This is a genomic window from Bifidobacterium sp. W8110 (assembly GCF_016101375.1).
Classification (GTDB): domain Bacteria; phylum Actinomycetota; class Actinomycetes; order Actinomycetales; family Bifidobacteriaceae; genus Bombiscardovia; species Bombiscardovia asteroides.
Genome location: NZ_JACFQO010000003.1, coordinates 59921 through 86362, shown reverse-complemented (window position 1 = coordinate 86362; position 26442 = coordinate 59921). Strand labels below are relative to the sequence as shown.

The following is a 26442-nucleotide window of genomic DNA, read 5'->3' as shown; positions in this document are numbered from 1 at the left end:
GGTCAGTCCTGACTGCAGGAGGTGTTTGCTCGGAAGTCGTCCGCCGAGTTGATCTGGGCGCGGACCTTGATGGCCTCGTTGATCCAGGCGCGGGCCTGCTCCACGGGCACGCCGTTGAGCTGGCTGCCGTCGCGGAAGCGGAAGGAGACCGCGTTCTTGGAGACATCCTCCTCGCCGGCGATCAGGATGAAGGGGGCCTTGGACTTGGCCGCGTTGCGGATCTTCTTGCCGAAGCGGTCGTCGGAGCGGTCGATCTCGCACCGGACCATGTCATCGCGCAGCTGGTCCAGCAGGTGCTCCAGGTGGGGGGCGAACTCGTCGGCCACGGGCACGGCCTGCACCTGGACCGGGGCCAGCCAGGCTGGGAAAGCGCCGGCGTAGTGCTCCAGCAGGATGGCGAAGAAGCGCTCGATGGAACCGAAGAGGGCCCGGTGGATCATGACCGGACGCTGGTGGGAGCCGTCGGCGGCGATGTACTCCAGCTGGAAGCGCTCGGGCAGGTTGAAGTCCAGCTGAATGGTGGAGACCTGCCAGGTGCGCCCGATGGCGTCGCGTGCCTGGACGGAGATCTTGGGCCCGTAGAAGGCGGCGCCCTCGGGGTCGTCGACAAGCTCCAGCCCGGAGTCCTTGGCCACCTCGGCCAGGGTGTTGGTGGCCTCCTCCCAGACCTCGTCGGAGCCGACGAACTTGTTGGGATCCTTGGTGGACAGCTCCAGGTAGAAGTCGTTGAGGCCGAAGTCCTTCAAGACCTTGAGCACGAACTGTAGCAGGTTGGTCAGCTCCCCCTTCATCTGGTCCCGGGTGCAGTAGATGTGGGAGTCATCCTGGGTCAGGCCGCGCACGCGGGTCAGGCCGTGGACCTCGCCGGACTTCTCGTAGCGGTAAACGGTGCCGAACTCGAACAGACGCAGGGGCAGCTCCTTGTAGGAGCGCTGGCGGGATTTGAAGATCAGGTTGTGCATGGGGCAGTTCATGGGCTTCAGGTAGTAGTCGAAGCCCTGGCGGGTGACCTTGCCGTTGGCGTCCTTCTCCTCGTCCAGATGCATGGGCGGGTACATGCCGTCCTTGTACCACTGCAGATGGCCAGAGATCTCGTAAAGGTGGCCCTTGGTGATGTGCGGGGTCTGCACGAAGGAGTAGCCGTTGCGCCGGTGCATTTCACGGGAGTAGTCCTCCATGGCGTTGATGACGGCCGCGCCCTTGGGGTGGAAGACGGGCAGTCCGGGCCCGATCTCGTCGGGGAATGAGAAGAGGTCCATCTCGGCGCCCAGCTTGCGGTGGTCGCGGCGTGCGGCCTCCTCCAGACGGGCGGCGTAGGCCTTCATGTCGTCCTTGTTGGCCCAGGCAGTGCCGTAGATGCGCTGGAGCATGGGGTTCTTCTCGTCCCCGCGCCAGTAGGCGGCTGCCGTGCGCATGAGCTTGAAGCTGCGGATGTAGCGGGTGTTGGGCAGGTGGGGGCCCCGGCAGAGGTCCTTCCAGACCGTGTTGCCCTCGCGGTCCAGGTTGTCATACATGGTCAGCTCGCCGCCGGTGGCCACCTCGGTGGCCTCCTCGCTGTTGATCTCGGCCTCCTTGGCTCCGATCAGCTCCAGCTTGTAGGGCTGGTCGGCCTCCTCCTTGCGGGCCTCCTCCTCGGTGACCACGCGCCGGCGGAAGCTCTGGGAGGACTTGATGATCCGCTTCATCCGCTGCTCGATCTGCTTGAGGTCGTCGGGGGTGAAGGGCCTGTCCACGTCGAAGTCGTAATAGAAGCCATCCTTGATGGCCGGACCGATGCCCAGCTTGGCGTCCGGACGAATCTCCTGGACGGCCTGCGCCATGACGTGGGTGGCCGAGTGCCGCATGATGGCCAATCCCTGGTCGCTCTCCAGGGTGATGGGCTCGACCTTGTCGCCCTCATGCAGGGGTGTGTAGAGGTCACGTGGCTGCCCGTTGAGGTCGACGGCGATGATGTCCTTGTCGTCAGCAAAAAGCTGGACGCCGGTCTGATCCGCCGCCACCTCCTTCCGTTCGCCCTTGACGATGATGGAGATGCTCGACTGTGTCATGAATGCCGTCCTTGCTATCGGAGCCCGCGTTACAGGGTGCAGGCTGGACATGGTTATCGAGCCACAGCCTAGGTCGTCACTCAGACAAGGAGGGGCCTTTGTTGCCCATGGAGCGCAGATAATCCTCGGCTTCCCGGACCAGCTCTTCGGCGGCCGGCTCGTCCACCTGGGCCTGGTCGACATCCATCTCCAGACGGTGGACGTAGTTGGCCAGGTCGTCGTTGCAGCGCAGCAGCATGCCGGCCTGGGCCTTCCATTCGGCGGCCTTGCGGGGCAGCTCCCCCTCGTCAAGGTGGACACCAAGCATGGCCGAGAGTCTTTGCAGGAGCTGCAGGGTGCCCTGGGCGCACTCGTCGCTGCCCAGGTACTGGGGCACGGAGACCCAGATGGACTCGGTGCTGTAGCCGTCCTGGGTGGCCAGGGCATCCAGGACGGTGGGGATTCCTATGGGGCCGGAGTGGCCGTCGGTGTCGGTCTTGGGCTGGTCGCCGGCCAGATCGTCGATGGGCAGGGGCCTGGTGTGGGGGCAGTCGGCGAACATGGCGCCCAGGGTGATGATGGCCTCCGCCTCGTCGTCTTCGGCCCAGTGGATGCTGCGTCGGCAGAAGTCGCTCCAGTGGTAGTTGGGCTCCGGACCCATCTCCAGCAGGAGAGTGTGGGTGTCATCAATCTGCACCCGGTAGATCTTGGCGGAGGGCCAGATGATCCGCCGCCGACCCTGCACATGGCAGAGCATGGGCCGTGACATCTGATAGTCGTAGAACCCGTCGCCCGGAATGCTGCCGATCTCGTGGGACTCGTAGACGTTCAAAAGGTGGCGGATGACGTTGGTCGAGGCTGAGCACGCATCGTTCCAGCCATCGAAGGCGGCCACCATGGTGCAGTGCTGCCTGGCTTCTTCACTCATACCTCTCACCCTACCGGTAGGAAGCCTAGTATTGCGCGGCTTTGCCGTCAGCGGAGGGTGGCTCTATGACGCGGCGACACGCGCTTTTTGCCAAGTGCGGAGGTCTACGCTACAGTAGTGCAACGTGCTTCGGCAGTCACCACCACGGTGAAAGTTGAATGTGCGGGCATAGCTTAGTTGGTAAAGCGCGACCTTGCCAAGGTCGAGACCGCGGGTCCGAGTCCCGTTGCCCGCTCGAGGTTTCGAGCAGTTTAACCAATACGGTGGGTTAGCCAAGCGGTTAGGCAGCGGCCTGCAAAGCCGTATAGACGAGTTCGACTCTCGTACCCACCTCTCTCTCGAAACGAGAATGACCCGGGCGGTTGGCGCAGAGGTAGCGCACTTCCCTGACACGGAAGGGGTCACTGGTTCGAATCCAGTATCGCCCACGAGGATCACTTCGGTGGTCTTTTCCAATCCGGGCGATTGGCGCAGCGGCTAGCGCACTTCGTTCACACCGAAGGGGTCGCAGGTTCGATTCCTGCATCGCCCACCTGGATTTTCTACCTCTCCCCTATCTTTCATTTAGGGACAGTTCTCAGTCTGCGATTGGCAGCCAACCCACCTGCTGAATTATCAGTGATCGAATTTTCCATAATTCCTGACTTCTGATTCCCCTAGCGGAAATTCAGGTAATAAATTATTGTTACCAATCCAACTGGGGTTTGTTGTTCAGGCTCACTTACAGTGGTCGTATCCGCTGAATTTCGCACTGTCTGGCGCTTGCAATGCTGGTTGTCATGGCGGATAGCGAACGGAGTGTTGAGCATGTCCGGGACCTTGTGATAATTTGCTCTTAGCAACAGGTCGGGGGACCTGCCAGAAACGGGAGTACCTGATGCATCCTTGAAGAGGTGATAGCATGAAGAAAGGCCTAGGCCAATGAGGGCACGTAACTAGCCTGGCTGAATCTGCAATGCACCACAGCTTGAGGAAACTGTGGTCTCCCTGTTTTACCTATGCAATACTTGCGTGGTCTGTATGTGTGGCCACGTTCCGGTTGTCGCCAGCGGCGGCGGCCGTGCTGTAGAGCTCCTCCGGCGGCGCAGAAATATACCCCCCTCTCCTGCTGCCGGAGGTTTTACTTTTAGGCCCTATTTGAGGGCCTGCAGGTACCTGTAAAGGGTTGGAATCGATATTTTGAGCTCGGGGGCTACGATGCCCACCGCGCCCTTGATCAGGAAGATGCCCCGGTCCTTGATGTTGCGAATGATGTCCAACCTGTCCTGCTTGGTCAGCTTGTCCATTGGAATGTTGAACTGGCGGACCTCATCCCTGGTGATCCTGCGGATGTTCTCCGCAGGCTCCTCGCTCATGCGGCTGCGCGAGGTCTCCGTGGAGATCTGCACATCGTCGGAGTCGATCGAGGACAGGGTCTGCAGCACATGGGCGGCCTGCTGTAGCTCGGTGATGTTGATGCTGATGCAGAGCAGGCCAATGACGGTTTGCTCCAGGTTGCGGACCAGATAGGAGGAAACGCGGAACTCGTGCTTGTTCAGGCGGCGCCCACGATAGTCGGAGACGAAGTCGGCCCCGTCCTGGTCGGCCCGTATGGCCAGTTGGAGCGTCTGATCAGTAATCCCGTCACCCAGGGAGCGTCCGGAGAGCTGACCGTTACGGATGAATACGATGGAATTCTCCGGGCGGGTGATGTCATGCACAACAATTTCGGCCATAGGACCGAAGGAATCGGCTATGAATTCTGCCAGGGGAAATACCTCTTCAAGGTTGTCTACTGTGAAATGCATGGCTGATCCTCAACATCCTAACAGGGCGGCTTGTAGCCACCGGTTGGTGCTGCGGGAAGCGAAAGGTATTGGATGGCGTGATATGGTCCATCACCTCCATACCAGCCAATCGGCCTCCTCTAATCCCGTATATTAGACCTTCTTTTGCGCACTTCAGTCCTTTGCATACGGCCTATCGAGGCCGCAGGAGAGCCGAAGTACCGAAGGAGTTTTCATGGTAGCGCACGAAAGCGGCTGAATCTTGCTTTTCGCAAACCCGGCCAGTCGTAACGGACTCGGCATTTCCACGGCTGTTCCCCATGAATCCAGCTTGCAAGAACGAGACCGGGATCCTTTAGCTAAACATAAGCACCTGCAACCGGCCGAGGAAAATGTGAACCTGGTCACGTCTTTTTGATGTCGGGTAGATTTAACTGAGATTTTGTAAAAATGTCATCTGGTTCTATATGACACATGGCTTGATCAGTAAAGGCGGCCAGGCTGTCTCGGAGCTTTGTCCCTCTCTCCTGGGTGGGGGCGTGCATGCCTGCCTTCCTAATTCTGCCTGGAGAAGTGTGGTAGGGGTGCGGGAGGGAGTGTTGGCTCTCTTGGGGGTTGAGCCTTAAGTGACACTGGTCTCCCTACTTCCCCAGTGGTTGGTCGGGGGCGGGGGGGGGGAGGGATTAATACGCTACCCGGCCTGTCTTACTCGTGCCAAGCATGAAGCAGTTGCTGTGTTTCTTTTTGGTGGCGGCGTGAGGCCAGGACCCCGCCCATGCCTGTTATGCCGGTGGCCAGGGCCAGTAGGATGCCTTCCCCGCCGGCACGGGGAATCACGACTGTAGTTCCTACAGGCAGGTATGTGTATCTGAGTGAGGTGTCCGGCTGCTTGGGTGCGCCGCCCAGCGTGTAGTCCACGCTGACCGTGACCGTGCCCGGCTGGTGTGCAGGCGTGAGCACGGTCACGCTGTTGCCAGCGCCGCGCGTCAGCCCTGAAGCTCGTGTGCTATCGAATCTGATGCCGGTAATCACAGGCATCAGATTGAACACCGCCGGTACAGGAACAGGACTATAGTCCCCTGTGGAGATACTGTCGTTGCCGAGTTCTCCATACTGGTTGTTTCCCCAGGCGTAGGTGTATCCGTCGCTGTCCACGGCCAGGGAATGCTGGAATCCTGTGCTGACTTGTACGGCTTTCAGTCCTTGGCTCGTGTCGGTGGGGTTGGCGGGGTCCCGCACGCGCACAGGAATGGGATTCACAGTGGAGCCGCTAGCGGTGTTGCCGAGCTGGCCTTCGTAGTTGCGTCCCCAGGCGTAGGCGTATCCATCGCTGCCCAGTGCTAGGGAATGCTCGTATCCGCCGCTGACTTGTACGGCTTTCAGCCCTTTGCTCGCGTCAGTGGGGTTGGCGGGGTCCCGCACGCGCACAGGAATGGGATTCGCAAAAGTGTTACTGGTGTTGTTGCCGAGCTGGCCATCGTCGTTGTATCCCCAGGCGTAAGCGTATCCGTCCTTGCCCACAGCCAGCGAATGACGCCATCCGGCGTTGACCTGTACGGCTTTCAGCCCTTTGCTCGCGTCAGTGGGGTTGGCGGGGTCCCGCACGCGCACAGGAATGGGATTCGCAAAAGTGTTGCTGGTGTTGTTGCCGAGCTGGCCATACTGGTTGATTCCCCAGGCGTAGACGTTGTCGTCGTTGCCCACGGCCAGCGAATAATAGGCTCCGCCGCTGACCTGCACGAAGGTGAAATCCGTCGGCGTGTCTGCGGGGTTGCTCACCCTGACGGGCGTATTCCGGTTGGTTGTCGTCCCGTTGCCGAGCTGACCATACTGGTTGAGTCCCCAGGCGTAGGCGTTCCCGTCGCTGCCTACGGCCAGCGAATTATTGCCTCCGCCGCTGACCTGCACGTAGGTGAAATCCGCTGGAAGATCCGGATATGTTTTGCGGTCAGGCGTCTGCACTCTGACCGGCTTAGTCTGATAGCCGCCGGTTGTTCCGTTGCCGAGCTGGCCATACCTGTTGTCTCCCCAAGCGTAGACGTTGCCGTCGTTGCCGATGGCCAGCGAATGCCAGTATCCGGCGCTGACCTGCACGAAGGTGAAATCCGTCGGCGCGCCTACAGGTTTGCTCACCCTGACCGGCGTAGTCCGTCTGGTGATCGTCCCGTCGCCGAGCTGGCCATACTGGTTACTTCCCCAGGCGTAAGCGTTCCCGTCGCTGGCCACAGCCAAGGAAAAACCGTCATTGTAGTCTGTTCCTCCGCTGATCTGGCTGAACCTGATGCCTCGGCTGGTGTCTGGCGGGGTGATGGTCGTGGCCTCGTTGCCCAGCTGGCTGCCCTTGTCGGGGCTGATGCTCCACGTGCTGTTCCGGCCTGCGGGCGTCCACTTGGCGGTCAGGGTCAGGTCCTTGTCGACGGGCCTGCTGAAGTCGTAGGCGACTTCGCCGGTGAACCATCCGTCGAACAGGAAGCCTTCGCGCGCCGGGTCGGGGGACGGCCGCTTCACCCTGCCGTATCGGGCGGGGAAATGCTGGTCTGCTGGTTCAGGGCTTCCTCCGTCCGTGTCGAATCGGACCGTGAGCGTGGATCGTGGCTCAACGCCTTGCGTCAGCGGCTGGTCGACCGTGTAGTTGAGGCTCATGCTGAAAGGCTGGCCGTCCTGCCTCCCGACGAGTGTGATGGCGGTTGATCCAGGCTTGCTGGCGGGTATGTCCGTCTTCCATGAGCCGTTGTTCTTAGTAAGCGTGAGAGGCTTGCCGTCCAGACTGGATGATTCCAAGGTGAGCGCTGTGGCGGTCTCGACTTTTGCTGGCTTCCCCGGATTGCTTTGTTGAGCGTCCAGGCCCCACCTATATATTCCACCCCGCCTGCTGATGGCGGTGATTCTGCTGCCGGCCTTGACAGCCTGCAAGTACTGCTGGCTCCCGTCGTCCGCCCGGATGGGTTTGCTTCCCGGTTGCCAGGCCCAGAGTCGGCCTCTGATATCAACTAATACCGTTTGGGCGGCGTCACTGCTGATGGCTGTGATGGCAGAATGGTCGGACAAAACCAGTGGTTCTGGGTGGGTTTGTCCGTTGTCTAGATAGCTGACTTGGCCTGTTGAGTACAGAAGCATAAAGCCATGGTCCAGGGCTGATATTTGAACAATGCGGTTGGCAATCTTGACGGGTTGGATCTGATTGACATTAATGGCATCTGGCTTCCAAAACCAGATCTGGCCCTTGCCATCCAAAGCGAGCATGCAATCAGCATTGCCTGCCGCCTTGACTGCTAAGGCCTGACTGGGAAGACTTATAGCCTTTCCTGTTGGTTCACCCTTACTGGTCCATGTGTGTATACGGCCTTCATGATCCACTGCCATGAGGTGGTCAGCAGCCATGGTAATGCTGGTGTATGCCGTAGAATCTGCGTCATGCAGAGCTGGCGTCTCCCCGCTTTTGCTCCAAGTGTAGATGCGGTGGTCCCGGCTCAAGGCCGCGTAGCTGTCATCGCCGACGACCCCAGCTGTGAATCGCACGTCGCCGGACTCGCGCTGCGGTGATGGCACCTGAGCAGGCATCTCATCGTTCGTTGTCAAGGTGAACAGGCGGCCATCGCCGGTCACACCCATCAGCTTGCCGTCATGGGCTTCCAAGGTGCTGAACGAGGGTGAACCCGCACTCGGTGGTGTGATGGTGATGCTGGTGGCACTGGAAGCCGGACCATGGTCTGGGCTGAGAACCCAATCAGTCACCGGGGTCCACTCGGCCTTCAAGGTGATGTCCCTGGTGATCGGGGATCGGAAGTCCATCATTGTGTCATGCTCGGACCACCCGTCGAAACGGTAGCCGTCACGCTTCGGATTATCAGCAGGAGGCGACGCCAAGGAACCATCCAGCACAGTTACACGTTCAGCCTCGCCCCCATTGGCAGGGTCGAACACCACAGTATGAGAATCAGCAGCTAGCTGGGTTTCTGAAGGTGAATAAGAGCTGGATGGCGAGATTCCAAAGGACTGGGAAGGACCTGTCGGAGACTGACTAGTAGAAGGGGAAATAGATGAAGTGGCCAGTGGTGACGGGGAAGGCAGGTTGGTCGGTTGTAGATTGCCTAGGGAATCGTTATCTGCCTGAGTGGTATAGCGACCCCTTCCCTCGTTGACATCTGAGCCGGAGGTGAAGACAGCGCCGGTGACCATGCCGGTCAGTAGGAGGGGTATTAGCACAAGTGCTGACATGAACGACCGCAGGCCAAACCTGTGCGTACACGAATTGGCAGACGTCAACGACGAAGCCACGAAAAACCTCCCCAAAGAATCCAGGATACCTTACTGACACCGTCCCCTGCAACCTTGGGCATCACTGACCAAATGTTATCACGCAACCATGTGAGCGTCGATCCCCCGACAGCTCACCCGAACACAGTTGAATCCGAGAGCCACTCTGCTACAGAAGCCGAACGGGCCTATATGAACTTATGCTTTGACGAACAAACAGCGGCCCGGCTGGTTGGGGCTGTCAAGCCTTCGGGACGGCCTAGCCGTGCTTCCCTCTCTCCCGGGCAGGAGCCGGGCGTGCATGCCTGCCCTCGGCTCCCGCTTTTAGAAGTCTGGTGGGGGCGCGGGAGGAAGTGTCGGCTCTCTTGGGGCTTGAGCCTTCAATGGCACGTTCCTCCCTGCTCCCCCTATGTAGGGCCGGGGGCGGGGGGATTGATACGCCGCCCGGCCGCTCTTACTCGTGCGAAGCGTGTAGTAGCTGGTGTAGTTCCCTTCGGTGGCGGCGTGAGGCGAGGACCCCGCCCATGCCGGTCATGCCGATGGCCAGGGCGAGCAGGATGCCTTCCCCTCCGGCCTTGGGGAGCACGCCAGCGGGCAGGTACGTGTATCTGAGGGAGGTGTCCGGCGTTTGGGGTGCGCCGCCGAGCGTGTAGTCCACGCTGACCGTGATGGTGCCCGGCTGGTGTGCGGGCGTGAGCAGGCTGACGCTATTTCCGTCGCCGCGCGTCAGGCCTGATACGGGTGTCTGGTCGAACCTGACACCGGTGATCACCAGCTGCAGGTTGAACGCCACCGGCACAGGAACCGACTTGTCGTTTCTGGTGCCGTCACCGAGCTGACCATTGCTGTTGTATCCCCAGGCGTATGCGTTCCCGTCGCTGCCCACGGCCAGCGAATACCAGTATCCGGCGCTGACCTGTGTGGCTTTTAGTCCTTTGCTCTTGTCGGTGGGATTGGCAGGGTCGCGCACGTGTATAGGAACAGACGAGGGGTTTTTAGTGCCGTTGCCGAGCTCGCCATAGTTGTTGTCTCCGCAGGCGTAGACGTCTCCGTCGCTGCCTACGGCCAGAGAAAGATGGACTCCGGCGCTAACCTGTGTTGCTTTCAGCCCTTTGCTCGCGTCAGCGGGGTTGGTGGGGTCGCGCACACGCACAGGAACAGGATTCCGATAGGAGCCACTGGCGGTGTTGCCGAGCTGGCCAACAAGGTTGCATCCCCAGGCGTAGGCGTATCCGTCGCTGCCCAAGGCCATCGAATGATCCCATCCGGCACTCACCTGCACGGCCTTCAGGCCTTTGCTCGCGTCCCTGGGGCTGGCGGGGTCGCGCACACGCACAGGAATATACGAAGAGCTGGTGTTGTTGCCGAGCTGGCCAAATTCGTTATTTCCCCATGCCCAGGCGTATCCGTCGCTGCCCACAGCCAGCGAGTTATAGTATCCGCTGGCGCTGATCTGCACGTAGGTGAAATCCTCTGGCAGGTCCGGATAGGTGTTGCGGTCGGGCGTCTTCACTCTGACCGGCGTAGTCCGGCCGGTGGTCGTCCCGTCGCCGAGTTGTCCATCGCCGTTGTTTCCCCAGGCGTAGGCGTTCCCGTCGCTGCCCAGGGCCAGAGAAAAATTATTTCCGGCGCTGACCTGCATGTACGTGAAATCCTCCGGCAGGTCCGGATACGTCATGCGGTCAGGCTTCCTCACTCTGACCGGCGTATGCCGTTCCGTGGTCGTCCCGTCGCCGAGTTGTCCATCGCCGTTGTTTCCCCAGGCGTAGGCGTTCCCGTCGCTGCCCACAGCCAAAGAAAAATTATAGCTATAGTTAACTTCGTTTTTTGATCCTCTGACCTGGCTAAATCTGATGCCCCCGCTGGCGCTGTTAGGCGGGGTGATGGTGGTGGATTCCCTGCCCAGCTGGCTGCCCTTATTTGGGCTGATGCTCCACGTGCTGTTCCGGCTTGCCGGCGACCATTTGGCGGTCAGGGTCAGGTCCTTGGTGACGGGCCTGCTGAAATCGTAGGCGGCCTGCCCGATGAACCATCCGTCGAACAGGAAGCCTTCTCTCGCAGGGTCGGGTGAGGGGCGCTGGACCCTGCCGTTCGGGGCGGGGAAAAGCTGGTCTGCTGGTACGGGGCTTCCTTCGCCCGTGTCGAAATGGACCATGAGCGTGGATCTCGGTTCGGCGCCTCTGGTCAGTGTCTGATCGACCGTGTAGCTGAGGCTTCTGGTGAAGGGCTGCCCGTCCTGCCTGCCGGCGATGAAGATGACGGCTTCTCCCGGCTTATGGGCGGGCATGTCCGCCCGCCAGGAGTCGTTGTTCCTGGTGAGTTTGAGCGGCTGGCTGTCCAGACTGGCCGTTTCCAGGGTGAGGGCGGCTGTGGTGTCGAGTCTGGCTGGCGTGCCGGGCTGGCCCTGCCCGTCCAAGCTCCACCTGTATAGGCTGCCCTGCCTGCCGATGGCGATGATCCTGCTGCCGGCTTCGGCGGCCTGCACGTACTGCTGGCTCCCGTTGTTCGTCCGCTTGGGGGCTTCGCCGGGCTTCCAAGCCCAGATGTGGCCATTGGAATCAACCAAAGCTGCTTGTGTTGTATTAATGCTTATTGCAGCCACGGCAGAATGGTCGGGCAGGACTAGCGACTCTGTCTGGTTTTGTCTGTTGTCCAGATAGCTGGCTTGGCCTGTTGAGTCCAGAAGTATAAAGCCATGATCCATGGCTGATATCTGAACAATTCGGCTGGCAAGCTTGAAGGGTTGGATCTGATCGGAATCAATGGCATCGGGTTTCCAAGTCCATACCTGGCCCTGGCGGTCCAAGGCAAGCAGTCGATCGGTGTTGCCAGCCACCTTGACTGCCAATGCCTGCTTGGGTAAGCTTATAGCCTTTCCTGTTGGTTCACCCTTACTGGTCCATGTGTGTATACGGCCTTCATGATCCACTGCCATGAGGTGGTCAGCAGCCATGGTAATGCTGGTGTATGCCGTAGAATCTGCGTCATGCAGAGCTGGCGTCTCCCCGCTTTTGCTCCAAGTGTAGATGCGGTGGTCCCGGCTCAAGGCCGCGTAACTGTCATCGCCAACAACTCCAGCTGTGAATCGCCTCTCGCCAGACGTATCTCGGGGTGATGGTACCTGAACAGGCTTCTTATCGTTCGTTGTCCAGGTGAATAGGCGGCCATCGCCGGTCACACCCATCAGCTTGCCGTCATGGGCTTCCAAGGTGCTGAACGAGGGTGAACCCGCACTCGGTGGTGTGATGGTGATGCTGGTGCCGCCGGAAGCCGGACCATGGTCTGGGCTGAGAACCCAATCAGTCACCGGGGTCCACTCGGCCTTCAAGGTGATGTCCCTGGTGATCGGGGTGCGGAAATCCATCATTGCGTCATGCTCGGACCAGCCGTCGAAACGGTAGCCGTCGCGCTTCGGATTATCAGCAGGAGGCGACGCCAAGGAGCCATCCGGCACAGTTACATGTTCCGTTTTGCTTCCATCGGCAGGGTCGAACACCACAGTATGAGAATCAGCAGCAGACTGGGTCCCAGTAGGTGAATAAGAGCTGGATGGCGAGATTCCAAGGGATTGGGAAGAACCTGTCGGGGTTTGAACAGGGGAAGAAGAAACAGATGACGTCGTCAGCGGCGAGGGGGAAGGCAGGCTTGTTGGTGGTAGATCGCTCAGGGAACCGTTATCTACCTGAGCGGTATAGCGACCCCCCTCCCCAGTTGACATCTGAGCCGGAGGCGAAGACGGTGCCGGTGGCCATGCCGGTCAGCAGCAGGGGTATCAGCACCAATGCTGACATGAACGACCGCAGGCCAAACCTATGCTTACGAGAACCGGCAGACGTCGACGAAGAAACCAGAACAAACCTCCCAAAAGGATTCAAAACGCTTGGCTGACCCAGTCCCCCGCAACCATGGGCAACACATGAGCAAATCGTATCACGCAGCCATCCGAGCGTCGAATCCCCCGGCAGTTCACTAAGGCTCAGCTGGCCGCCACGCCGCCTACTGCGGGCAGGGCGCCGACCATGAGCATGATGGCCACGAAGATGGCCAGGCCGATCCGGTAGATGACGAATCCCCGGTAGGAGAAGCGCGAGACGATCTTCAAAAAGGCGATGATGACGATGTATCCCAGCAGGAAGCTGACCACGGTGGCGCAGATGGTGGCCCCCCAGCCGGGGAAGGCGGCGTCCGCGTTGATGTTCTTCAAGGATTTTACCGTCTCGAGGATGCCGGCGCCGAAGACGGCGGGGATGGCCATGAGGAAGCTGACCCGGGTGGCGGCTTCGCGGGTGTAGCCCAGGGCGCGGCCGAAGGTCATGGTGCCGCCCGAGCGGGATACGCCGGGGATCAGGGCCAGCATCTGCCCGATGCCGAAGAGCAGGGCGTCGCGGGCGCTCATCTGGCGGATCTCCTTGTTCTGGCGGCCGTGGCGGTCGAAGTAGTCCAGCAGCAGGCCGAAGACGATCAGCACCACCACGGTGATCCAGAGGTTGCGCAGCTTGGTCTCGATGATCTTCTGGAAGAGCAGGCCAGCCACCACGATGGGCAGGGTTCCCAGAATGATGTACCAGCCCAGGGCCGCGTCATGGTCCTTGGAACCCATCCGCTCACGCCAGGAGGAGCCGTCCTTGCCGGCCAGGCAGCGGAACCAGTGGGTCAGTATGCGGGCGATGTCATGCCGGAAGTAGAGCAGGACCGCCAGCTCGGTGCCGAATTGGATGATGGCTGTGAAAGCTGCGCCCGGATCCTGGCCTAGCAGGCCGCCCACAATGCGGATATGGGCGCTGGATGAGACGGGGAAATACTCCGTCAGGGCCTGCACCAGGCCGAACAGAATGGCTTCGAAGAAATTCATGGACCCCTCTTGCTATGTCGGACAACAATGGCAAGCATAGCCACCACGCTGGGCAGGCAGAGCCAAGGGCCGGGCATGTCTCGCAGAATGCCCACAATAGGTCTTGTCGGAATCGACGACTCGACGAATAGGGGTGTGGATCATCATGGCCAAGACCTACAGAAAATCCAGGGGCGGGGCCCCGGCGGGATTCTTCGAGTGCGAGGGGCGCGGGCTTCAATGGCTGGGTCAGGCCCAGGCGCAGGGCGGTCCCCGGGTGGTGGATGTCTATGACTGGGGCCCGGACTACCTGGACATCGAGGAGGTGACCTCCGCCTCCCCCACGCCTGGTGCCGCCTACCGCTTCGGTGCCCAACTGGCCCACATGCATGATGCCGGGGCCGATCACTTCGGCTCCGCGCCCGAGGGCTACACGGGCACCTGCTACTTCGGACCCCTGCAGGATCCGCTGCCCATGGACGTGGGTGACTGGGAAGACCCGGCCACCTACTGGGGCGAGGGACGGCTGAAGCCCATGGTGGGCATGGCCATGGATCGGCGGGCCCTGAACCGCGATGACATGAAGATGACCGAAGAGGTGATCCAGGCCCTGCCGGAGCTGCTGGGCGCGGCTGCCAATGACAAGCCCGCTAGGGTCCACGGGGACCTTTGGAGCGGGAACGTCATGTGGACCAGGAACGACGGGAACACCCAGGCCGTCCTGATCGACCCTGCGGCCCACGGCGGCCACCGCGAGGAGGACCTGGCCATGCTGCAGCTGTTCGGCATCCCCTACCTGGGGCAGATTCTGGACGGCTACCAGAGCGTGCATCCCCTGGCGGCCGGCTACCAGAACCGGACCACGCTCTGGCAGCTCTACGCCATCGCCGGGCACTGCGCCTTCTTCGGAGGCGGCTATGTGAGCGAGTACCGGTCCATGTGCAGGTCGCTGCTGGGCTGACTCAGCCGACTCAGCTGAAGATGTCTTTGAGCTTGCCGAAGATCCCCTTGCGACCCCCGACTCCGGCAGGCTTGGCACTCTGCGGGACCTGCTTGGCTTCGGAGTCGTGGCTGTTGGCGAAGTCTTCAATCAGGCGGCGCTGATCGTCGTCAAGCTTGGTGGGGATCTGGACCAGCACGTGGACGATGATGTCGCCGCGCTCCTCCCGGTTGCCCAGCCTGGTGACGCCCAGGCCCTTGATGGTGATCTCCTGGTCAGGCTGGCAGCCGGCGGGGATGTCCACCTGGCGCTGGCCGTCGAAGGTCTCCAGGTCGACCTGGTGGCCCAGCACGGCCCAGGTCATGGGCACGGCGATCCAGCAGTGCAGATCCTGGCCGCTGCGGGTGTAGTGCTTGTCGGGCTTGATGGTGATGTCCACATACAGGTCGCCGGCTGCGCCGCCGCCCTCGCCCACCTCGCCCTGGGAGGCCAGCCGCAGCCGGGAACCGTCAGCCACGCCTGCGGGCACGTTGACGCCCACCTCGCGCCTGGTGCGTACACGGCCGTGGCCGTTGCAGACCGGGCAGGGGTGCTCGATGATGGTGCCGTGGCCCTCGCACCGCTCGCAGGGGGCCTGGCTCATCATCTGCCCCAGCAGGGTCCGCACCACCTTCTGGGCATAGCCCTTGCCGTTGCAGACCGGGCAGGTCACCGGTGAGGTCCCCTTCTGTGCCCCCGAGCCGCCGCACTCCTGGCAGAGGCCGTAGGTGCTGATGGGGGTGCGTACCACGCCGCCGAAGATGGCTGTCTTCATGTCCACGGAGACCTGGGCCAGGGCGTCCCGGCCCGGCTGGGTGCGCGGAATGGGCCCCTGGGTGGTGCCTCCGAAGCCGCCGCCGAAGAACTGGTTGAAGACGTCGCCCATGTCGAAGGGGCCGCCTGCCTGGGAGGCCTGGGGATCATTGGGGTCCACGCCCGCGTCGTACATGCGCCGCTTCTCGGGGTCGGAGAGCACCTCGTAGGCGCTGTTGACCTCCTTGAACTTGTCCTCGTATTCAGGCCCGGCGATGTCCGGGTGGTACTTGCGGCTCATCTTGCGATAGGCGCGCTTGATGTCCTGATCGCTCGCGCCGCGCTCGACTCCCAAAACCTCGTAGTAATCTGCCACCGATCATCCTTTTCGTTTGATGCCCTCTCGACCCATAGTTGCATGGGCCCACGATACCTATGACTTATGCCCTTGCCCTGACGGTCACGGCTCCCCGTCGCCGGCCAGGAAACCGGTCAGATAGGAGGCCACGGCACGAACCGCGCTCATGGTCGCCGGATAGTCCATATGGGTCGGGCCGATGGAACCCACGAAGGCCACGGGCTCGTCCGCTTCGGAGCCGTCGGTCTGCCTGGACCGGGCATGCCCGTATCCGCTGGTCACCACCGAGGCGTGGGCCAGCTCCGGGGTCCGGGTCTCGGTGCCGATGGCCACGCTGACTCCGTTGCTTTCACGTGAGAGCTCGCTCTGGGCCCGCATGAGCCGCATGAGCACCACCTGTTCCTCCAGGGCGTCCAGCAGCGAGCCCAGGTCCCCCAGGGAGACGGCCTGGCTGTGGGTCAGCTGGGAGGTGCCGGCCATATAGAGGCCGCTGGTCTGCTCCCGGGTGGCCATCTCGTCGAAGACCGTGGCCACCAGGCGCAGCATGGACTTGTCTCGGCCCTCGGTCAGGGAGTCGGCCAGCATGCGGCAGCGGTCAGCGGCGCGGTCCAGGGGCAGGTCCTGGCACTGTCGGTTGATCTGGTCGGACAGATCCGCCAGGGCGTTCGGATCCTCCTGCAGGGGCCCGTGCAGGGTGCGCTGGACCACCCGGCCGGTGTCGGTGATGACCACCATAAGTACGGTCCCCCGGCTCAGTCCTATAAGCTCGGCCCTGCGCAGGTTCGAGCTGGCCAGGGAGGGCGAGGCCACCACGGCGATCTGCCCGGTGATCTGGGCCAGAAGCCGGGCGGCGTGCTGCAGCGTGTCCTCCAAATTGACCGACCCGGACAGGAAGGCGTTGATCCCCCGGCGCTGGGCGGCGGACAGGGGCACGATGGTGGCCAGCCTGTCGACGAAGTAGCGGTAGCCCTTCTGGGTGGGGATGCGGCCGGCCGAGGTGTGGGGCTGAACCAGGTAGCCCTCGCTCTCCAGGGCCGCCATGTCGTTGCGCACGGTGGCGGAGCTGACTCCAAGCTGATGATTTCTGGTGAGCGAACCTGACCCTACCGGCTCGCGAGAACGAATATAGTCCTCGACGACCGCGCGCAGCACCAGCATGCGTCTGGTATTAGGCAATGTCGCTCCTTCCGTCATGGTTTCATTATTAGCACTCGGGCCATGAGAGTGCCAAAATGTCGCGCGAAGAGCCGAATTGTGTCGTCTCAAACCGATACGATGGAAGCGCAATGTGAAGGTAATCGAACATTTTCGACACAAGTCGAACATGAAGACCTCTGAATTGGAAGGAAAGCAGCACCATATGGCAGATTTCACATGGTCCGAGCTCGATGAGCGGGCTGTCAAGATGGCCAAGGTCCTCTCGGCCGACGCGGTCGAGAAGGCCGGAAGCGGCCACCCCGGCTCCCCTATTTCGCTGGCGCCCATCGCTTACGCGCTCTACCAGCACTTCATCCGTCACGACCCCAACGACCCCGACTGGGTTGGGCGTGATCGGTTCATTCTTTCCGGCGGCCACGCCTCGCTGACCCAGTACGTGCAGCTCTACTTCTCCGGGTACGGACTGACCCTGGACGATCTGAAGCGCTTCCGCACCGCCGGCACCAGGACCCCCGGCCACCCCGAGTACGGCCTGACCCCCGGCATCGAGATGACCACCGGCCCGCTGGGCCAGGGTCTGGCCTCGGCCGTGGGCTTCGCCTATGGTCAGCGCTACGAGCGCGGACTGCTGGATCCGGACGCGCCCGAGGGGCAGTCCCCCTTCGACCATAAGATCTGGGTCATCTGCGGCGAGGGCGACGTCGAGGAGGGCGTCTCCTCCGAGGCCAGCTCCCTGGCCGGCGACCAGCGCCTGGGCAACCTGACCGTCATCTTCGATGCCAACCACATCCAGATCGAGGGCGACACCCGCATCGCCCTGGGTGAGGACATTCTCAAGCGCTACCAGGCCTACGGCTGGTACACCGACGAGTTCAGCTTCATCCAGCCCGACGGCTCCTACAAGGAGGACGTCGAGGGCCTGGCTGCCGTCCTGGAGAAGGCCGAGCAGGTCACCGACCGTCCCAAGTTCATCAAGGTGGACACCCTGATGGCCTGGCCCACCCCCGGCAAGACCAACGATCCTTCAGCCCACGGCTCAGCCCTGGGCGCCGAGGCCGTCGCCGGCCTGAAGAAGACCCTGGGCTACGACCCTGAGCAGAGCTTCCAGATCGACGAGGAGGCCCTGGCCCACGCCCGCGAGGTCGCCCAGCGCGGCCTGGCCGCCCACAAGGACTGGGACGAGAAGTACCAGGCCTGGCGCAAGGCCAACCCCGACAAGGCCGACCTCTACGACCGCATCCATGCCGGCAAGCTGCCCGAGGGCTTCGACAAGGCCCTGGACGACCTGGAGGCTGGCTTCGAGCCCGGCTCCAAGGTGGCCACCCGCAAGGCCTCCGGCGCAGTCATCAACGCCCTGGCCCCCATCATGCCCGAGCTCTGGGGAGGATCCGCCGATCTGGGCGGCTCCAACAACACCAACATCAACGGTGCCGTCTCCTTCGCCCCCGAGGCCGACAAGACCGTCCAGTGGCCCAAGGCCAGCAAGTACGGCCGCCAACTGCACTTCGGCGTGCGCGAGTTCGGCATGGGCGCCATCACCAACGGCATCCTGCTGGGTTCGGACACCAGGCCCTACAACGGGACCTTCTTCCAGTTCAGCGACTATGAGCGCCCCTCGGTGCGCCTGGCCGCCCTGATGGACATCCCCAACCTGTATGTGTGGACCCACGACTCCGTGGCCCTGGGCGAGGATGGCCCCACCCACCAGCCCATCGAGCACCTGACCGCCGTGCGCGCCATCCCCCGGATGGAGGTTGTGCGCCCGGCCGATCAGTACGAGACCGCTGAAGCCTACCGCGCCTTCTTCGAGAAGGACAACACCCACCCCACGGCCATGATCCTGACCAGGCAGGGCGTGCCCACCCTGGAGGAGACCAAGGCCAAGGCCCGCGAGGGCGTCCGCAAGGGCGCCTACGTGCTGGTCGACACCGAGGGCCAGCCCGACGTACTGATCATGGCCACCGGCTCCGAGGTGCAGCACGCTGTGGCCGCCTCCAAGACCCTGGCCGAGCAGGGCGTCAAGGCCCGCGTCATCTCCGTGCCCTCGCTGGAGTGGTTCGAGGAGCAGGACGACGAGTACAAGGAAGCTGTTCTGCCCGCCTCCGTCAAGGCCCGCGTCTCCGTCGAGGCCGGACTGGCCACGCCCTGGTACAAGTACCTGGGCAGCTATGGCAAGCCCGTCTCCATCGAGCAGTTCGGCCTGCAGGGCAGCGGCGACGAGAACATGCGTGACCTGGGCATCACCGCCGATCATGTGGTCGAAGCAGCACAGGCCTCCCTGGAGGAAGTCCGTCGGGCCAACTGAACCCGGCATCGTGATCAATAGGGGGGCCGTCCGCGACGCCGGCCCCCTCCCCTTGCAGGCACGCCCGAAACGCGGGCCTGTGGGAATACAGCAACAGACTTCCCGGTAGTGCATAGTGAATGTGATTCCATCGGGAACCCAAATAAGGAGTGACAAGATGGCAGAAAATGCAAACACCCAGCGCACCAGCGATTCAGGTGTCTCGATCTGGCTGGACGATCTGAGCCGCACCCGCATCGAATCGGGCAATCTGCAGCAGCTGATCGCCGAGCGCAATGTGGTGGGCGTGACCACCAACCCCTCGATTTTCCAGAAGGCACTGAGCCAGGTGGGTCCCTATGACGAACAGCTCAAGCAGCTGGGCCGCATCCCCGTCGAGGAAGCCGTCCGCGAGCTGACCACCACCGACGTGCGCAACGCCACCGACATCTTCCGGGAAGTTGCCGAGAAGACCGACTATGTGGATGGACGTGTCTCCATCGAGGTCGATCCTCGTCTGGCCCATAACACCGAAGAGACCGAGAAGCAGGCCGAGGAACTCTGGGCCAAGGTCGACCGTCCCAACGCCATGATCAAGATTCCCGCCACTTTGGAGGGCCTGCCTGCCATCATCGCCACCCTGGCCAAGGGCATCTCGGTCAACGTGACCCTGATCTTCTCCCTGGAGCGCTACAAGCAGGTCATCGACGCCTTCATCGAGGGCATGGTCCAGGCCGACAAGAACGGCCATGACCTGAAGCACATGGGCTCGGTCGCCTCCTTCTTCGTCTCCCGCGTGGACACCGCGGTTGACAAGCTGCTGGAGGCCAATGGCTCGGACGAGGCCAAGTCCCTGGAGGGCAAGGCCGCTGTGGCCAACGCCCGCCTGGCCTACGAGCTCTTCGAGAAGGCTTTCGACAGCGATCCCCGCTGGGCCGATCTGGAAGCCAAGGGCGCCAAGCGTCAGCGTCCGCTCTGGGCCTCCACCGGCACCAAGAACGCCGCCTACTCCGACTGCAAGTACGTGGACGAGCTGGTGGCCCCTGACGTGGTCAACACCATGCCTGAGAAGACCCTGAACGCTCTGGCCGACCACGGCAACGGCGCTCCTTCGGTCAAGGGCACCTACGAGGAGAGCCACCAGGTGATGCAGAAGCTGGCTGACCTGGGCATCAGCATCAAGGACGTGACCGACAAGCTGGAGGCCGATGGCGTCGCCGCCTTCATCGACTCCTGGGATTCGGTCCTCTCCGACGTGCAGAAGGGCATCGACCGAGTCAACGGCTGAGCGCCTAGCCGAAAGTCGCTGCTATTAAAGATTGTGCCCCGTCCGGTTTTGAACCGGCGGGGCACAATTGGTATCCGTGCTGGATTTTGCTGGATATCTTGCTGCCGTGGGACTACTCTGCCTTGGTCTCCTCGACCACATGCTGCAGGGTGGCGATCAGGGCGGGACTGTCGTTGGGCATGTTCAGCCTGGTCAGGGTGCCGCCGGCGGATTCGATGGCCTTGGCCAGCTCCATGTCCACGTCGTAGCAGATCTCCAGGTTGTCGGCGATGAAGCCGATGGAGGCGGAGACGATGGTCTTCATGCCGCTCTTGGTGATCAGATCCTTGGCCACCTTGACGAAATCAGGCCCGATCCAGGGCTCCTCGGTGCGGCCTGCCGACTGCCAGGCCAGCACGTACTGGTCCTCATCGAGACCGGCTGCCCGAGCCACAGCATTGCTTAGGCCGATGACCTCATCCTTGTAGGGGTCCCCTCCCTGGATGATGCGCAAGGGCAGGGAGTGGGCGCTGAAGATCACCTTGGTGTCCGGCCGGTCGGTCAGATCCTTCTTGGCCACCAGCTGGTCGCTCCAGAAGTGGATCAGCTCCTGGTGGTTCCACCAGGACCGCACCGGCAGGTATTCCATGCCCGGATGGGCCTCGATGGCCTTGCGGGCGCGATTGTGGTAGTCCTCGCTCGAATAGGAGGAGTACTGCGGGGCCAGGGGCAGGCCGATCACCCTGGTGATGCCATCGGCGGCGATCTGGTCGACCGCATCCTTGATGAAGGGGGTGATGTACTTCAGCCCCTCGTAGACCTTGTAGGCGCCGGGGTGGGCCTTGTCCAGCGCAGCCTGGAGGCCGTCGCGCTGGGCCGTGGTGATCCTGGCCAGGGGCGAGGGCAGGCCGATGGCCTTGTAGCGGCCGACCAGCTGGTCCATGAGCGGCTTGGGCGGCTCCTGCCCATGGCGGATGTTGGTGTAGTACCCCCTGATGTCGGACTCCTGGTAGGGGGTGCCGTACGCCATGAGGAGGACTGCTGTAGGTTCAGTCATCAGCAACTTCTTTCTGTGAAAATGGAATGCAGTATGTCAGGCCGATATTGACCAGGGCTATGACGATGACCACCAGGAACATGTTCCTGTAGGAGGCCAGACCGGCCTGTCCGCCCACCTTGCCGAGCTCAATTGCCGAGGCGAAGAGCAGGGGGGCGATGGTGGTGCCGATCTTCTTGCAGGCCGACAGCCCGCCGATGGCCTGCATGCGGTTCTCGGGCCCGGCCAGCCTTCCTGCGATGACCTGGAGCGGCGAGGACATCATGGAGCCCATGCCGACCCCCATCAGGAAGGACAGGACCATGAAGAGCTGCAGGTTGTGCAGGGTCAGGGTGATCACCAGGGCCATCAGGCCTATCAGCGACGATGAAAAGACGAGCGTGGTCCGGTAGCCGAACTTGTCGACCAGGAGCCCGCCCAACCAGGATCCGACCACGGAGCCCAGCCCGACGCCGACCATGACCATGCCGGCCGAGCGGACCGGGAGCCCGAAGACGGAGTGGACATAGGTCGGAATGTAGACGAAGAGGGAGAAGAACATGCCTCCCAGCGTTCCCAGCAGCAGGGTGAGCCCGTAGGAGGGCAGCTTCAGCAGGCGGATGGGCAGGAAGGGCATGGTCTCCTTGGAGTCGCCCAGCCCCCGCTCATGCACCAGGAAGACCGCGCCGGCCACCACTGTGACCAGGAGGCATCCGATGATCAGGGCCAGATAGGCGGTGCCGTACTGGAGGAAGGTGATCGCCACCATCAGCAGGGCCAGAGCGATGCTGAAGGAGCCCAGGCCCAGGTAGTCGGTCTTCCAGGCGCGGTCGGTCTGGGAGTCGCCCATCATGAACCAGGCCAGAATAAACAAAATGGCCAGGAAGGGCAGCATCATGAAGTAGTAGGCCCGCCATCCGTGGGTGATGCCCAGGAGCATGCCCGAAAGGACCGGGCTGACCATGGCGGAAAGGCCGGCGATGATGCCCACCGTGGAGACCTTCCTGCCCTGGTTGTTCCTGCGGGCGCGCTGCAGAAGGACGTTCATGGACAGGACCATGATGCCGCTGTCTCCCAGGGACTGGATGAACCGGCCCAGCAGCATGACCGCATAGTTGGGCGAGACCGCCGTCATCAGACATCCGAGGAACCAGAAGGCCAGCTCCCAGAGGAAGACCTTCCTGGTCCCGTGGGCGTCGGAGAGGTTGGAGGTGATGGGGGTGCCCACCACCAGGCCCAGGGTGTAGAGTCCGACCACCCAGGAGGAGCCCATGGTGGTCAGGCCGAAGGTCCGTGTGATGGACGGCAGCATGGTCGGCACCGCTCCCCCATCCAGCTGGGTGATGAAGACGATGACCATGAAGAACCATATGGGCGTGGAAAGGATCGATCTTCTCTCTCTTGCAGACATGGTGTTACTGTCCCATCTGGTCCGTGAGCAGCCTGTCAATGCGCTCGGGATCGGTCTGGGTGCCTACCAGGAAGTAGGGGAATTCGCCGTAGATGGAGCTGGCTTCGATGTAGCGCATCTCGGTGACGATCTTCTTGAATTCGACGGGGTCGTCGGCGAAGAGCGTGACGCCCCACTCGTAGTCGTCCAGGCCGATGGAGCCCGTCAGGATGATGGAGACCTTGCCGGCGTAGGAGCGGCCGATCTTGCCGTGGTCGTGCATGTAGGCCTTGCGCTGGTCGTAGGGCAGCGTGTACCAGTTGGCGCCCGGAACGCGGGTCTTCGACATGGGATAGAAGCAGATGTATGGCTTGTCGGGCGTCTTGGGATGAAGGCTGGCATTGACATAGGACCATCCACGGTCCGTGGTCGGCTTGCCCGAGTAGAGGCCCACTTCAGTGACCGACACATAGGAGATGGTCGGCTCCAGGTAATCGGACAGTCGCAGCTTCTCCAAGGAGGTCTCGACCTCCTGCAGCTGGTCCAGGGTCTCCCTGAGGACCATCAGGCCCAGGTCGGCCTTTTGTCCATTGACCCGGCACCAGTAGTGGCTCCCCTGGCCCTGGGACTGGACCGCGTCCAGCCGTGTGGCCAAGGCCTTGAACTCGTCCAGGCATTCCCGGCGTTCGTCCTGCGGCGCTCGGCGCCACTTGGCCCAATCGATTTTCCAGAAGAGGTGAAGGCAAAACCAGCCCTCCAGGCTCGGTGCAGCTTGCTCAGCCATGAGCACATCCTTTCGCTTGCTTAGCTTGCACGACATTGTGTGGTGCGCCGCTCGTCGGGCACACCGTTTTCCACTCTATCCGTCAGGCGGCTGGATCGTTGGATTATCGGTGCATTGTGAATGACATATTGTGGTAATAGTCAAGGACTATGAGCCTTGCGCCACCGTCGCCCAGATATGGAAAAACCCCGGTCGATGCCGGGGTCAGGTATTGCAGGTATTGGTTGCTGGAATCAGGCCAGCTTGTACTTGGCGATGAGATCCAGGGCGATGATGATGGCCACCCAGATCAGGGCTACGATAATGGTCAGCCGGTTCAGATTCTTCTCAGCTGCGCCCGAGGTGCCCGCGTTGGAGCCGATTCCACCGCCGAACATGTCGGACAGGCCACCGCCCTTGCCCTTGTGCAACAGAATCAGCATGGTCAGCAGTATGCTGGCGAGGATCACAACGACTTCGAGCACAATCTTGACAATGGTCACAGCGCATACCTCCATGTAAGGAACTGGGAACAAGTATACAGATACCCGGGGAAAAACGCATCAGCCCTTGGCGGCCAGTCGCACGATTCGCGAGAATTCCTCCACATCCAGGGAGGCGCCGCCCACCAGGAAGCCGTCCACGTCCGGCTGGGTGATCATCTGGGAGGCGTTCTTGGAGGTGACCGAGCCGCCGTAGAGGATGCGCACGGCCTGGCCGGCTGGCTCCCCGAACTTGTTTGAGATGTGGTCGCGGATGGCCCTGGCGGCCTGCTGGGCGGTGTCGGGAGTAGCGACCATGCCGGTACCGATGGCCCATACCGGTTCGTAGGCCACGATCAGGTTAGCCATGTCCTCCTTGGCCAGGTCTCGGGTGACGTCATTGACCTGCCCTACAGCGAAGTCCAGCTGTATGCCCTGGCGACGCTCCTCGTAGCTCTCCCCCACGCAGAGGATGGGCTTCATGTCCGCAGCCAGGACGGCCCGGACCTGGTCGACGATGTTGGCATCATCCTCCGGATGGTACTTGCGCCGCTCGGAATGGCCCACGATGACGTAGCTGCAGCCCAGCTGAGCCAGCATGTCGGCGGACACGTCCCCCGTAAAGGCCCCTTGAGCGGTGACCGAGACGGCCTGTGCCCCGTATTCGATGGGCAGATTGTCGGCCTCCACCAGCACCTGGACGGAACGCAGGGCGGTGAAGGCGGGCATCAGAGCCACCCGGCAGCGCCTGCGGTCGAAGTGGGCGTCGCGCAGGAGCCAAGCCAGCTTCTGTACGAAATAGGTGGCTTCCAGGTGGTCGAAGTTCATCTTCCAATTGCCGGCCACCAAGGGAATGCGTGCCATACCAGACCTTTCCATCCGCGCAACAACAATGCCGGGCCGCCGGATGCGAAACCCGGTGACCCGGCATTGCCCGTCTGTCTGCCGATTTTACTCCAGCACCTTCAGGCCCGGAAGCTCCTTGCCCTCAAGGAACTCCAGGGAGGCGCCGCCGCCGGTGGAGATGTGCGAGAAGCCATCCTCGGGGAAGCCCAGGTTGCGCACGGCCGAGGCGGAGTCACCGCCGCCGACGATGGTGAAGGCTCCGGCCTTGGTGGCATCGACCAGGCCCTGGGCCACAGCCCTGGTGCCATCGGCGAATGCCGGGAACTCGAAGACGCCCATGGGTCCGTTCCAGACCACGGTCTTGGAGTCCACGATCTTGTCGTGGAAGAGCTTCTGGGAGTCGGGACCGATGTCCAGACCCATCTTGTCTGCGGGGATGCCGTCGGCAGGAACCACCTGGTGGGGCGAATCCGCCTTGAACTCATCAGCCACCACGATGTCGGTGGGCAGGACCAGCTCCACGCCCTTCTCGCGGGCGGTGGCCATGTAGCCCTTGACGGTGTCGACCTGGTCCTCCTCCAGCAGGGAGGAGCCGACCTCGTAGCCCTCGGCCTTGAGGAAGGTGAAGACCATGCCGCCGCCGATGACCAGACGGTCGGCCTTGCTGAGCAGGTTCTCGATGACGCCCAGCTTGTCGGAGACCTTGGAGCCGCCCAGGACCACAGTGAAGGGGCGCTCGGGGTTCTCGGTCGCCTTGGACAGGGCCTTGACTTCCTTCTCGACCAGCAGGCCGGCTGCGGAAGGCAGGAACTTGGCTACGGAGTAATTGGAGCCCTGGGCCCGGTGGACCACGCCGAATCCGTCGGAGACGAAGACGTCGCCCAGATCGGCGATCTTGCGGGCATAGGCGTCACGCTCGGCCTCGTCCTTGCTGGTCTCCTCGGGGTTGTAGCGCACATTCTGCAGCAGGACCACGTCGCCGTCGTTCATGGCGGCCACCTTGGCATGGGCATCGGGGCCGTAGGTGTCCTCAGCCAGAGGAACCTGCACGCCCAGCAGCTCACCCAGGCGAGCGGCAACGGGGGCCAGGCTCAGCTCGGGAACGACCTTGCCCTTGGGGCGACCCAGGTGGGCCATGAGGATGACCTTGGCGCCCTCGCCACGAAGCTGCTCGATGGTTGGCAAGGCGGCGCGGATGCGGCCGTCGTCCGTAATGGTGGTGCCGTCCAGCGGCACGTTGAAGTCCGCGCGGACGAGCACGCGCTTGCCCTTGAGATCACCGAGGCTCTTCAGTGTTTTCATGCGTATCCTTTCTGA

At 62.3% G+C, this 26442-nt stretch carries 17 protein-coding genes and 4 tRNA genes; 7 read left to right on the top strand and 14 right to left on the bottom strand.

Annotated features, from left to right (window positions below; genetic code table 11):
* Nucleotides 1-2: 2 nt before the first annotated feature.
* Together thrS and H3T88_RS06350 are read right to left on the bottom strand one after the other, a co-directional pair.
* Entirely contained in the window at nt 3-2048 is a 2046-nt protein-coding gene (thrS, locus tag H3T88_RS06355) for a threonine--tRNA ligase (RefSeq protein WP_198203980.1), read from the bottom strand.
* A 76-nt stretch (nt 2049-2124) separates the two neighbouring features.
* Nucleotides 2125-2955 (bottom strand): PAC2 family protein, encoded by an 831-nt coding sequence (locus H3T88_RS06350; protein WP_015021823.1) that lies wholly within the window; start codon nt 2953-2955, stop codon nt 2125-2127.
* Nucleotides 2956-3117: 162 nt separating this feature from the next.
* Between H3T88_RS06350 and H3T88_RS06345 the strand changes: the two genes are divergently transcribed.
* From H3T88_RS06345 to H3T88_RS06330, 4 genes are all read left to right on the top strand, one after another.
* Nucleotides 3118-3190: transfer RNA gene (locus H3T88_RS06345), tRNA-Gly, on the top strand.
* Nucleotides 3191-3217: 27 nt separating this feature from the next.
* Nucleotides 3218-3288: transfer RNA gene (locus H3T88_RS06340), tRNA-Cys, on the top strand.
* Between the two features lie 23 nt (nt 3289-3311).
* Nucleotides 3312-3383: transfer RNA gene (locus H3T88_RS06335), tRNA-Val, on the top strand.
* 31 nt (nt 3384-3414) lie between these two features.
* Nucleotides 3415-3487, top strand: a tRNA-Val gene (locus H3T88_RS06330).
* Nucleotides 3488-4088: 601 nt separating this feature from the next.
* Here the strand turns inward: H3T88_RS06330 and H3T88_RS06325 are convergent.
* The 4 genes from H3T88_RS06325 to H3T88_RS06310 form a co-directional block, all read right to left on the bottom strand.
* Entirely contained in the window at nt 4089-4742 is a 654-nt protein-coding gene (locus H3T88_RS06325) for a helix-turn-helix transcriptional regulator (protein ID WP_015021824.1), read from the bottom strand.
* A gap of 684 nt (nt 4743-5426) precedes the next feature.
* Entirely contained in the window at nt 5427-8939 is a 3513-nt protein-coding gene (locus tag H3T88_RS06320) for an RCC1 domain-containing protein (protein WP_198203979.1), read from the bottom strand.
* A gap of 493 nt (nt 8940-9432) precedes the next feature.
* Nucleotides 9433-12696: an RCC1 domain-containing protein gene (locus H3T88_RS06315; RefSeq protein WP_198203978.1), complete on the bottom strand. Its 3264-nt coding sequence runs from the start codon at nt 12694-12696 to the stop codon at nt 9433-9435.
* A gap of 258 nt (nt 12697-12954) precedes the next feature.
* A complete protein-coding gene (locus H3T88_RS06310; protein WP_198203977.1) occupies nt 12955-13830 on the bottom strand; it encodes an undecaprenyl-diphosphate phosphatase in 876 nt (291 codons plus the stop codon).
* A 145-nt stretch (nt 13831-13975) separates the two neighbouring features.
* Between H3T88_RS06310 and H3T88_RS06305 the strand changes: the two genes are divergently transcribed.
* Nucleotides 13976-14770, top strand: a complete 795-nt coding sequence (locus tag H3T88_RS06305; protein ID WP_198203976.1) for a fructosamine kinase family protein — start codon at nt 13976-13978, stop codon at nt 14768-14770.
* 10 nt (nt 14771-14780) lie between these two features.
* Here H3T88_RS06305 and dnaJ read toward each other — a convergent pair whose 3' ends face one another.
* Nucleotides 14781-15917 carry a molecular chaperone DnaJ gene (gene dnaJ / locus H3T88_RS06300; protein ID WP_198203975.1) on the bottom strand — a complete coding sequence of 379 codons (1137 nt, stop codon included), beginning with the start codon at nt 15915-15917 and terminating at the stop codon, nt 14781-14783.
* An 84-nt stretch (nt 15918-16001) separates the two neighbouring features.
* Nucleotides 16002-17075, bottom strand: a complete 1074-nt coding sequence (gene hrcA / locus H3T88_RS06295; protein ID WP_110417213.1) for a heat-inducible transcriptional repressor HrcA — start codon at nt 17073-17075, stop codon at nt 16002-16004.
* Nucleotides 17076-17259: 184 nt separating this feature from the next.
* Here hrcA and tkt point away from each other — a divergent pair, with 184 nt between their 5' ends.
* Both tkt and tal read left to right on the top strand, forming a co-directional pair.
* Nucleotides 17260-19362, top strand: a complete 2103-nt coding sequence (gene tkt, locus H3T88_RS06290; protein WP_198203974.1) for a transketolase — start codon at nt 17260-17262, stop codon at nt 19360-19362.
* Nucleotides 19363-19519: 157 nt separating this feature from the next.
* The gene (tal, locus tag H3T88_RS06285; protein WP_198203973.1) at nt 19520-20629 is read left to right on the top strand and encodes a transaldolase; all 1110 of its coding nucleotides are present in this window, start codon (nt 19520-19522) and stop codon (nt 20627-20629) included.
* A 112-nt stretch (nt 20630-20741) separates the two neighbouring features.
* On the opposite strand, the gene hemH is transcribed toward tal, so the two are convergent.
* The 6 genes from hemH to H3T88_RS06255 all read right to left on the bottom strand — a co-directional run bounded on the left by hemH (nt 20742) and on the right by H3T88_RS06255 (nt 26427).
* Nucleotides 20742-21665, bottom strand: coding sequence for a ferrochelatase (hemH, locus tag H3T88_RS06280; RefSeq protein ID WP_198203972.1), 924 nt, complete (start codon nt 21663-21665; stop codon nt 20742-20744).
* Nucleotides 21658-23004, bottom strand: coding sequence for an MFS transporter (locus tag H3T88_RS06275; protein WP_232347217.1), 1347 nt, complete (start codon nt 23002-23004; stop codon nt 21658-21660). Before H3T88_RS06275 ends, hemH begins: the two co-directional genes overlap by 8 nt.
* Before the next feature lie 55 nt (nt 23005-23059).
* Nucleotides 23060-23818 (bottom strand): hydrogen peroxide-dependent heme synthase, encoded by a 759-nt coding sequence (gene hemQ, locus H3T88_RS06270; protein ID WP_198203971.1) that lies wholly within the window; start codon nt 23816-23818, stop codon nt 23060-23062.
* Nucleotides 23819-24051: 233 nt separating this feature from the next.
* Nucleotides 24052-24300 carry a preprotein translocase subunit SecG gene (gene secG / locus H3T88_RS06265; RefSeq protein WP_015021835.1) on the bottom strand — a complete coding sequence of 83 codons (249 nt, stop codon included), beginning with the start codon at nt 24298-24300 and terminating at the stop codon, nt 24052-24054.
* A 60-nt stretch (nt 24301-24360) separates the two neighbouring features.
* Nucleotides 24361-25143 carry a triose-phosphate isomerase gene (tpiA, locus tag H3T88_RS06260; protein WP_015021836.1) on the bottom strand — a complete coding sequence of 261 codons (783 nt, stop codon included), beginning with the start codon at nt 25141-25143 and terminating at the stop codon, nt 24361-24363.
* Between the two features lie 87 nt (nt 25144-25230).
* Nucleotides 25231-26427, bottom strand: coding sequence for a phosphoglycerate kinase (locus tag H3T88_RS06255; RefSeq protein ID WP_198203970.1), 1197 nt, complete (start codon nt 26425-26427; stop codon nt 25231-25233).
* Between the last annotated feature and the right edge of the window lie 15 nt (nt 26428-26442).

What these genes read in the sequence shown, in the direction of transcription:
- thrS (WP_198203980.1), bottom strand. Translation starts at nt 2,048, where the DNA reads ATGACACAGTCGAGCATCTCCATCATCGTCAAGGGCGAACGGAAGGAG.
- H3T88_RS06350 (WP_015021823.1), bottom strand. Translation starts at nt 2,955, where the DNA reads ATGAGTGAAGAAGCCAGGCAGCACTGCACCATGGTGGCCGCCTTCGAT.
- H3T88_RS06325 (WP_015021824.1), bottom strand. Translation starts at nt 4,742, where the DNA reads ATGCATTTCACAGTAGACAACCTTGAAGAGGTATTTCCCCTGGCAGAA.
- H3T88_RS06320 (WP_198203979.1), bottom strand. Translation starts at nt 8,939, where the DNA reads ATGTCAGCACTTGTGCTAATACCCCTCCTACTGACCGGCATGGTCACC.
- H3T88_RS06315 (WP_198203978.1), bottom strand. Translation starts at nt 12,696, where the DNA reads ATGTCAACTGGGGAGGGGGGTCGCTATACCGCTCAGGTAGATAACGGT.
- H3T88_RS06310 (WP_198203977.1), bottom strand. Translation starts at nt 13,830, where the DNA reads ATGAATTTCTTCGAAGCCATTCTGTTCGGCCTGGTGCAGGCCCTGACG.
- H3T88_RS06305 (WP_198203976.1), top strand. Translation starts at nt 13,976, where the DNA reads ATGGCCAAGACCTACAGAAAATCCAGGGGCGGGGCCCCGGCGGGATTC.
- tkt (WP_198203974.1), top strand. Translation starts at nt 17,260, where the DNA reads ATGGCAGATTTCACATGGTCCGAGCTCGATGAGCGGGCTGTCAAGATG.
- tal (WP_198203973.1), top strand. Translation starts at nt 19,520, where the DNA reads ATGGCAGAAAATGCAAACACCCAGCGCACCAGCGATTCAGGTGTCTCG.
- hemH (WP_198203972.1), bottom strand. Translation starts at nt 21,665, where the DNA reads ATGACTGAACCTACAGCAGTCCTCCTCATGGCGTACGGCACCCCCTAC.
- H3T88_RS06275 (WP_232347217.1), bottom strand. Translation starts at nt 23,004, where the DNA reads ATGGTCATCGTCTTCATCACCCAGCTGGATGGGGGAGCGGTGCCGACC.
- hemQ (WP_198203971.1), bottom strand. Translation starts at nt 23,818, where the DNA reads ATGGCTGAGCAAGCTGCACCGAGCCTGGAGGGCTGGTTTTGCCTTCAC.
- tpiA (WP_015021836.1), bottom strand. Translation starts at nt 25,143, where the DNA reads ATGGCACGCATTCCCTTGGTGGCCGGCAATTGGAAGATGAACTTCGAC.
- H3T88_RS06255 (WP_198203970.1), bottom strand. Translation starts at nt 26,427, where the DNA reads ATGAAAACACTGAAGAGCCTCGGTGATCTCAAGGGCAAGCGCGTGCTC.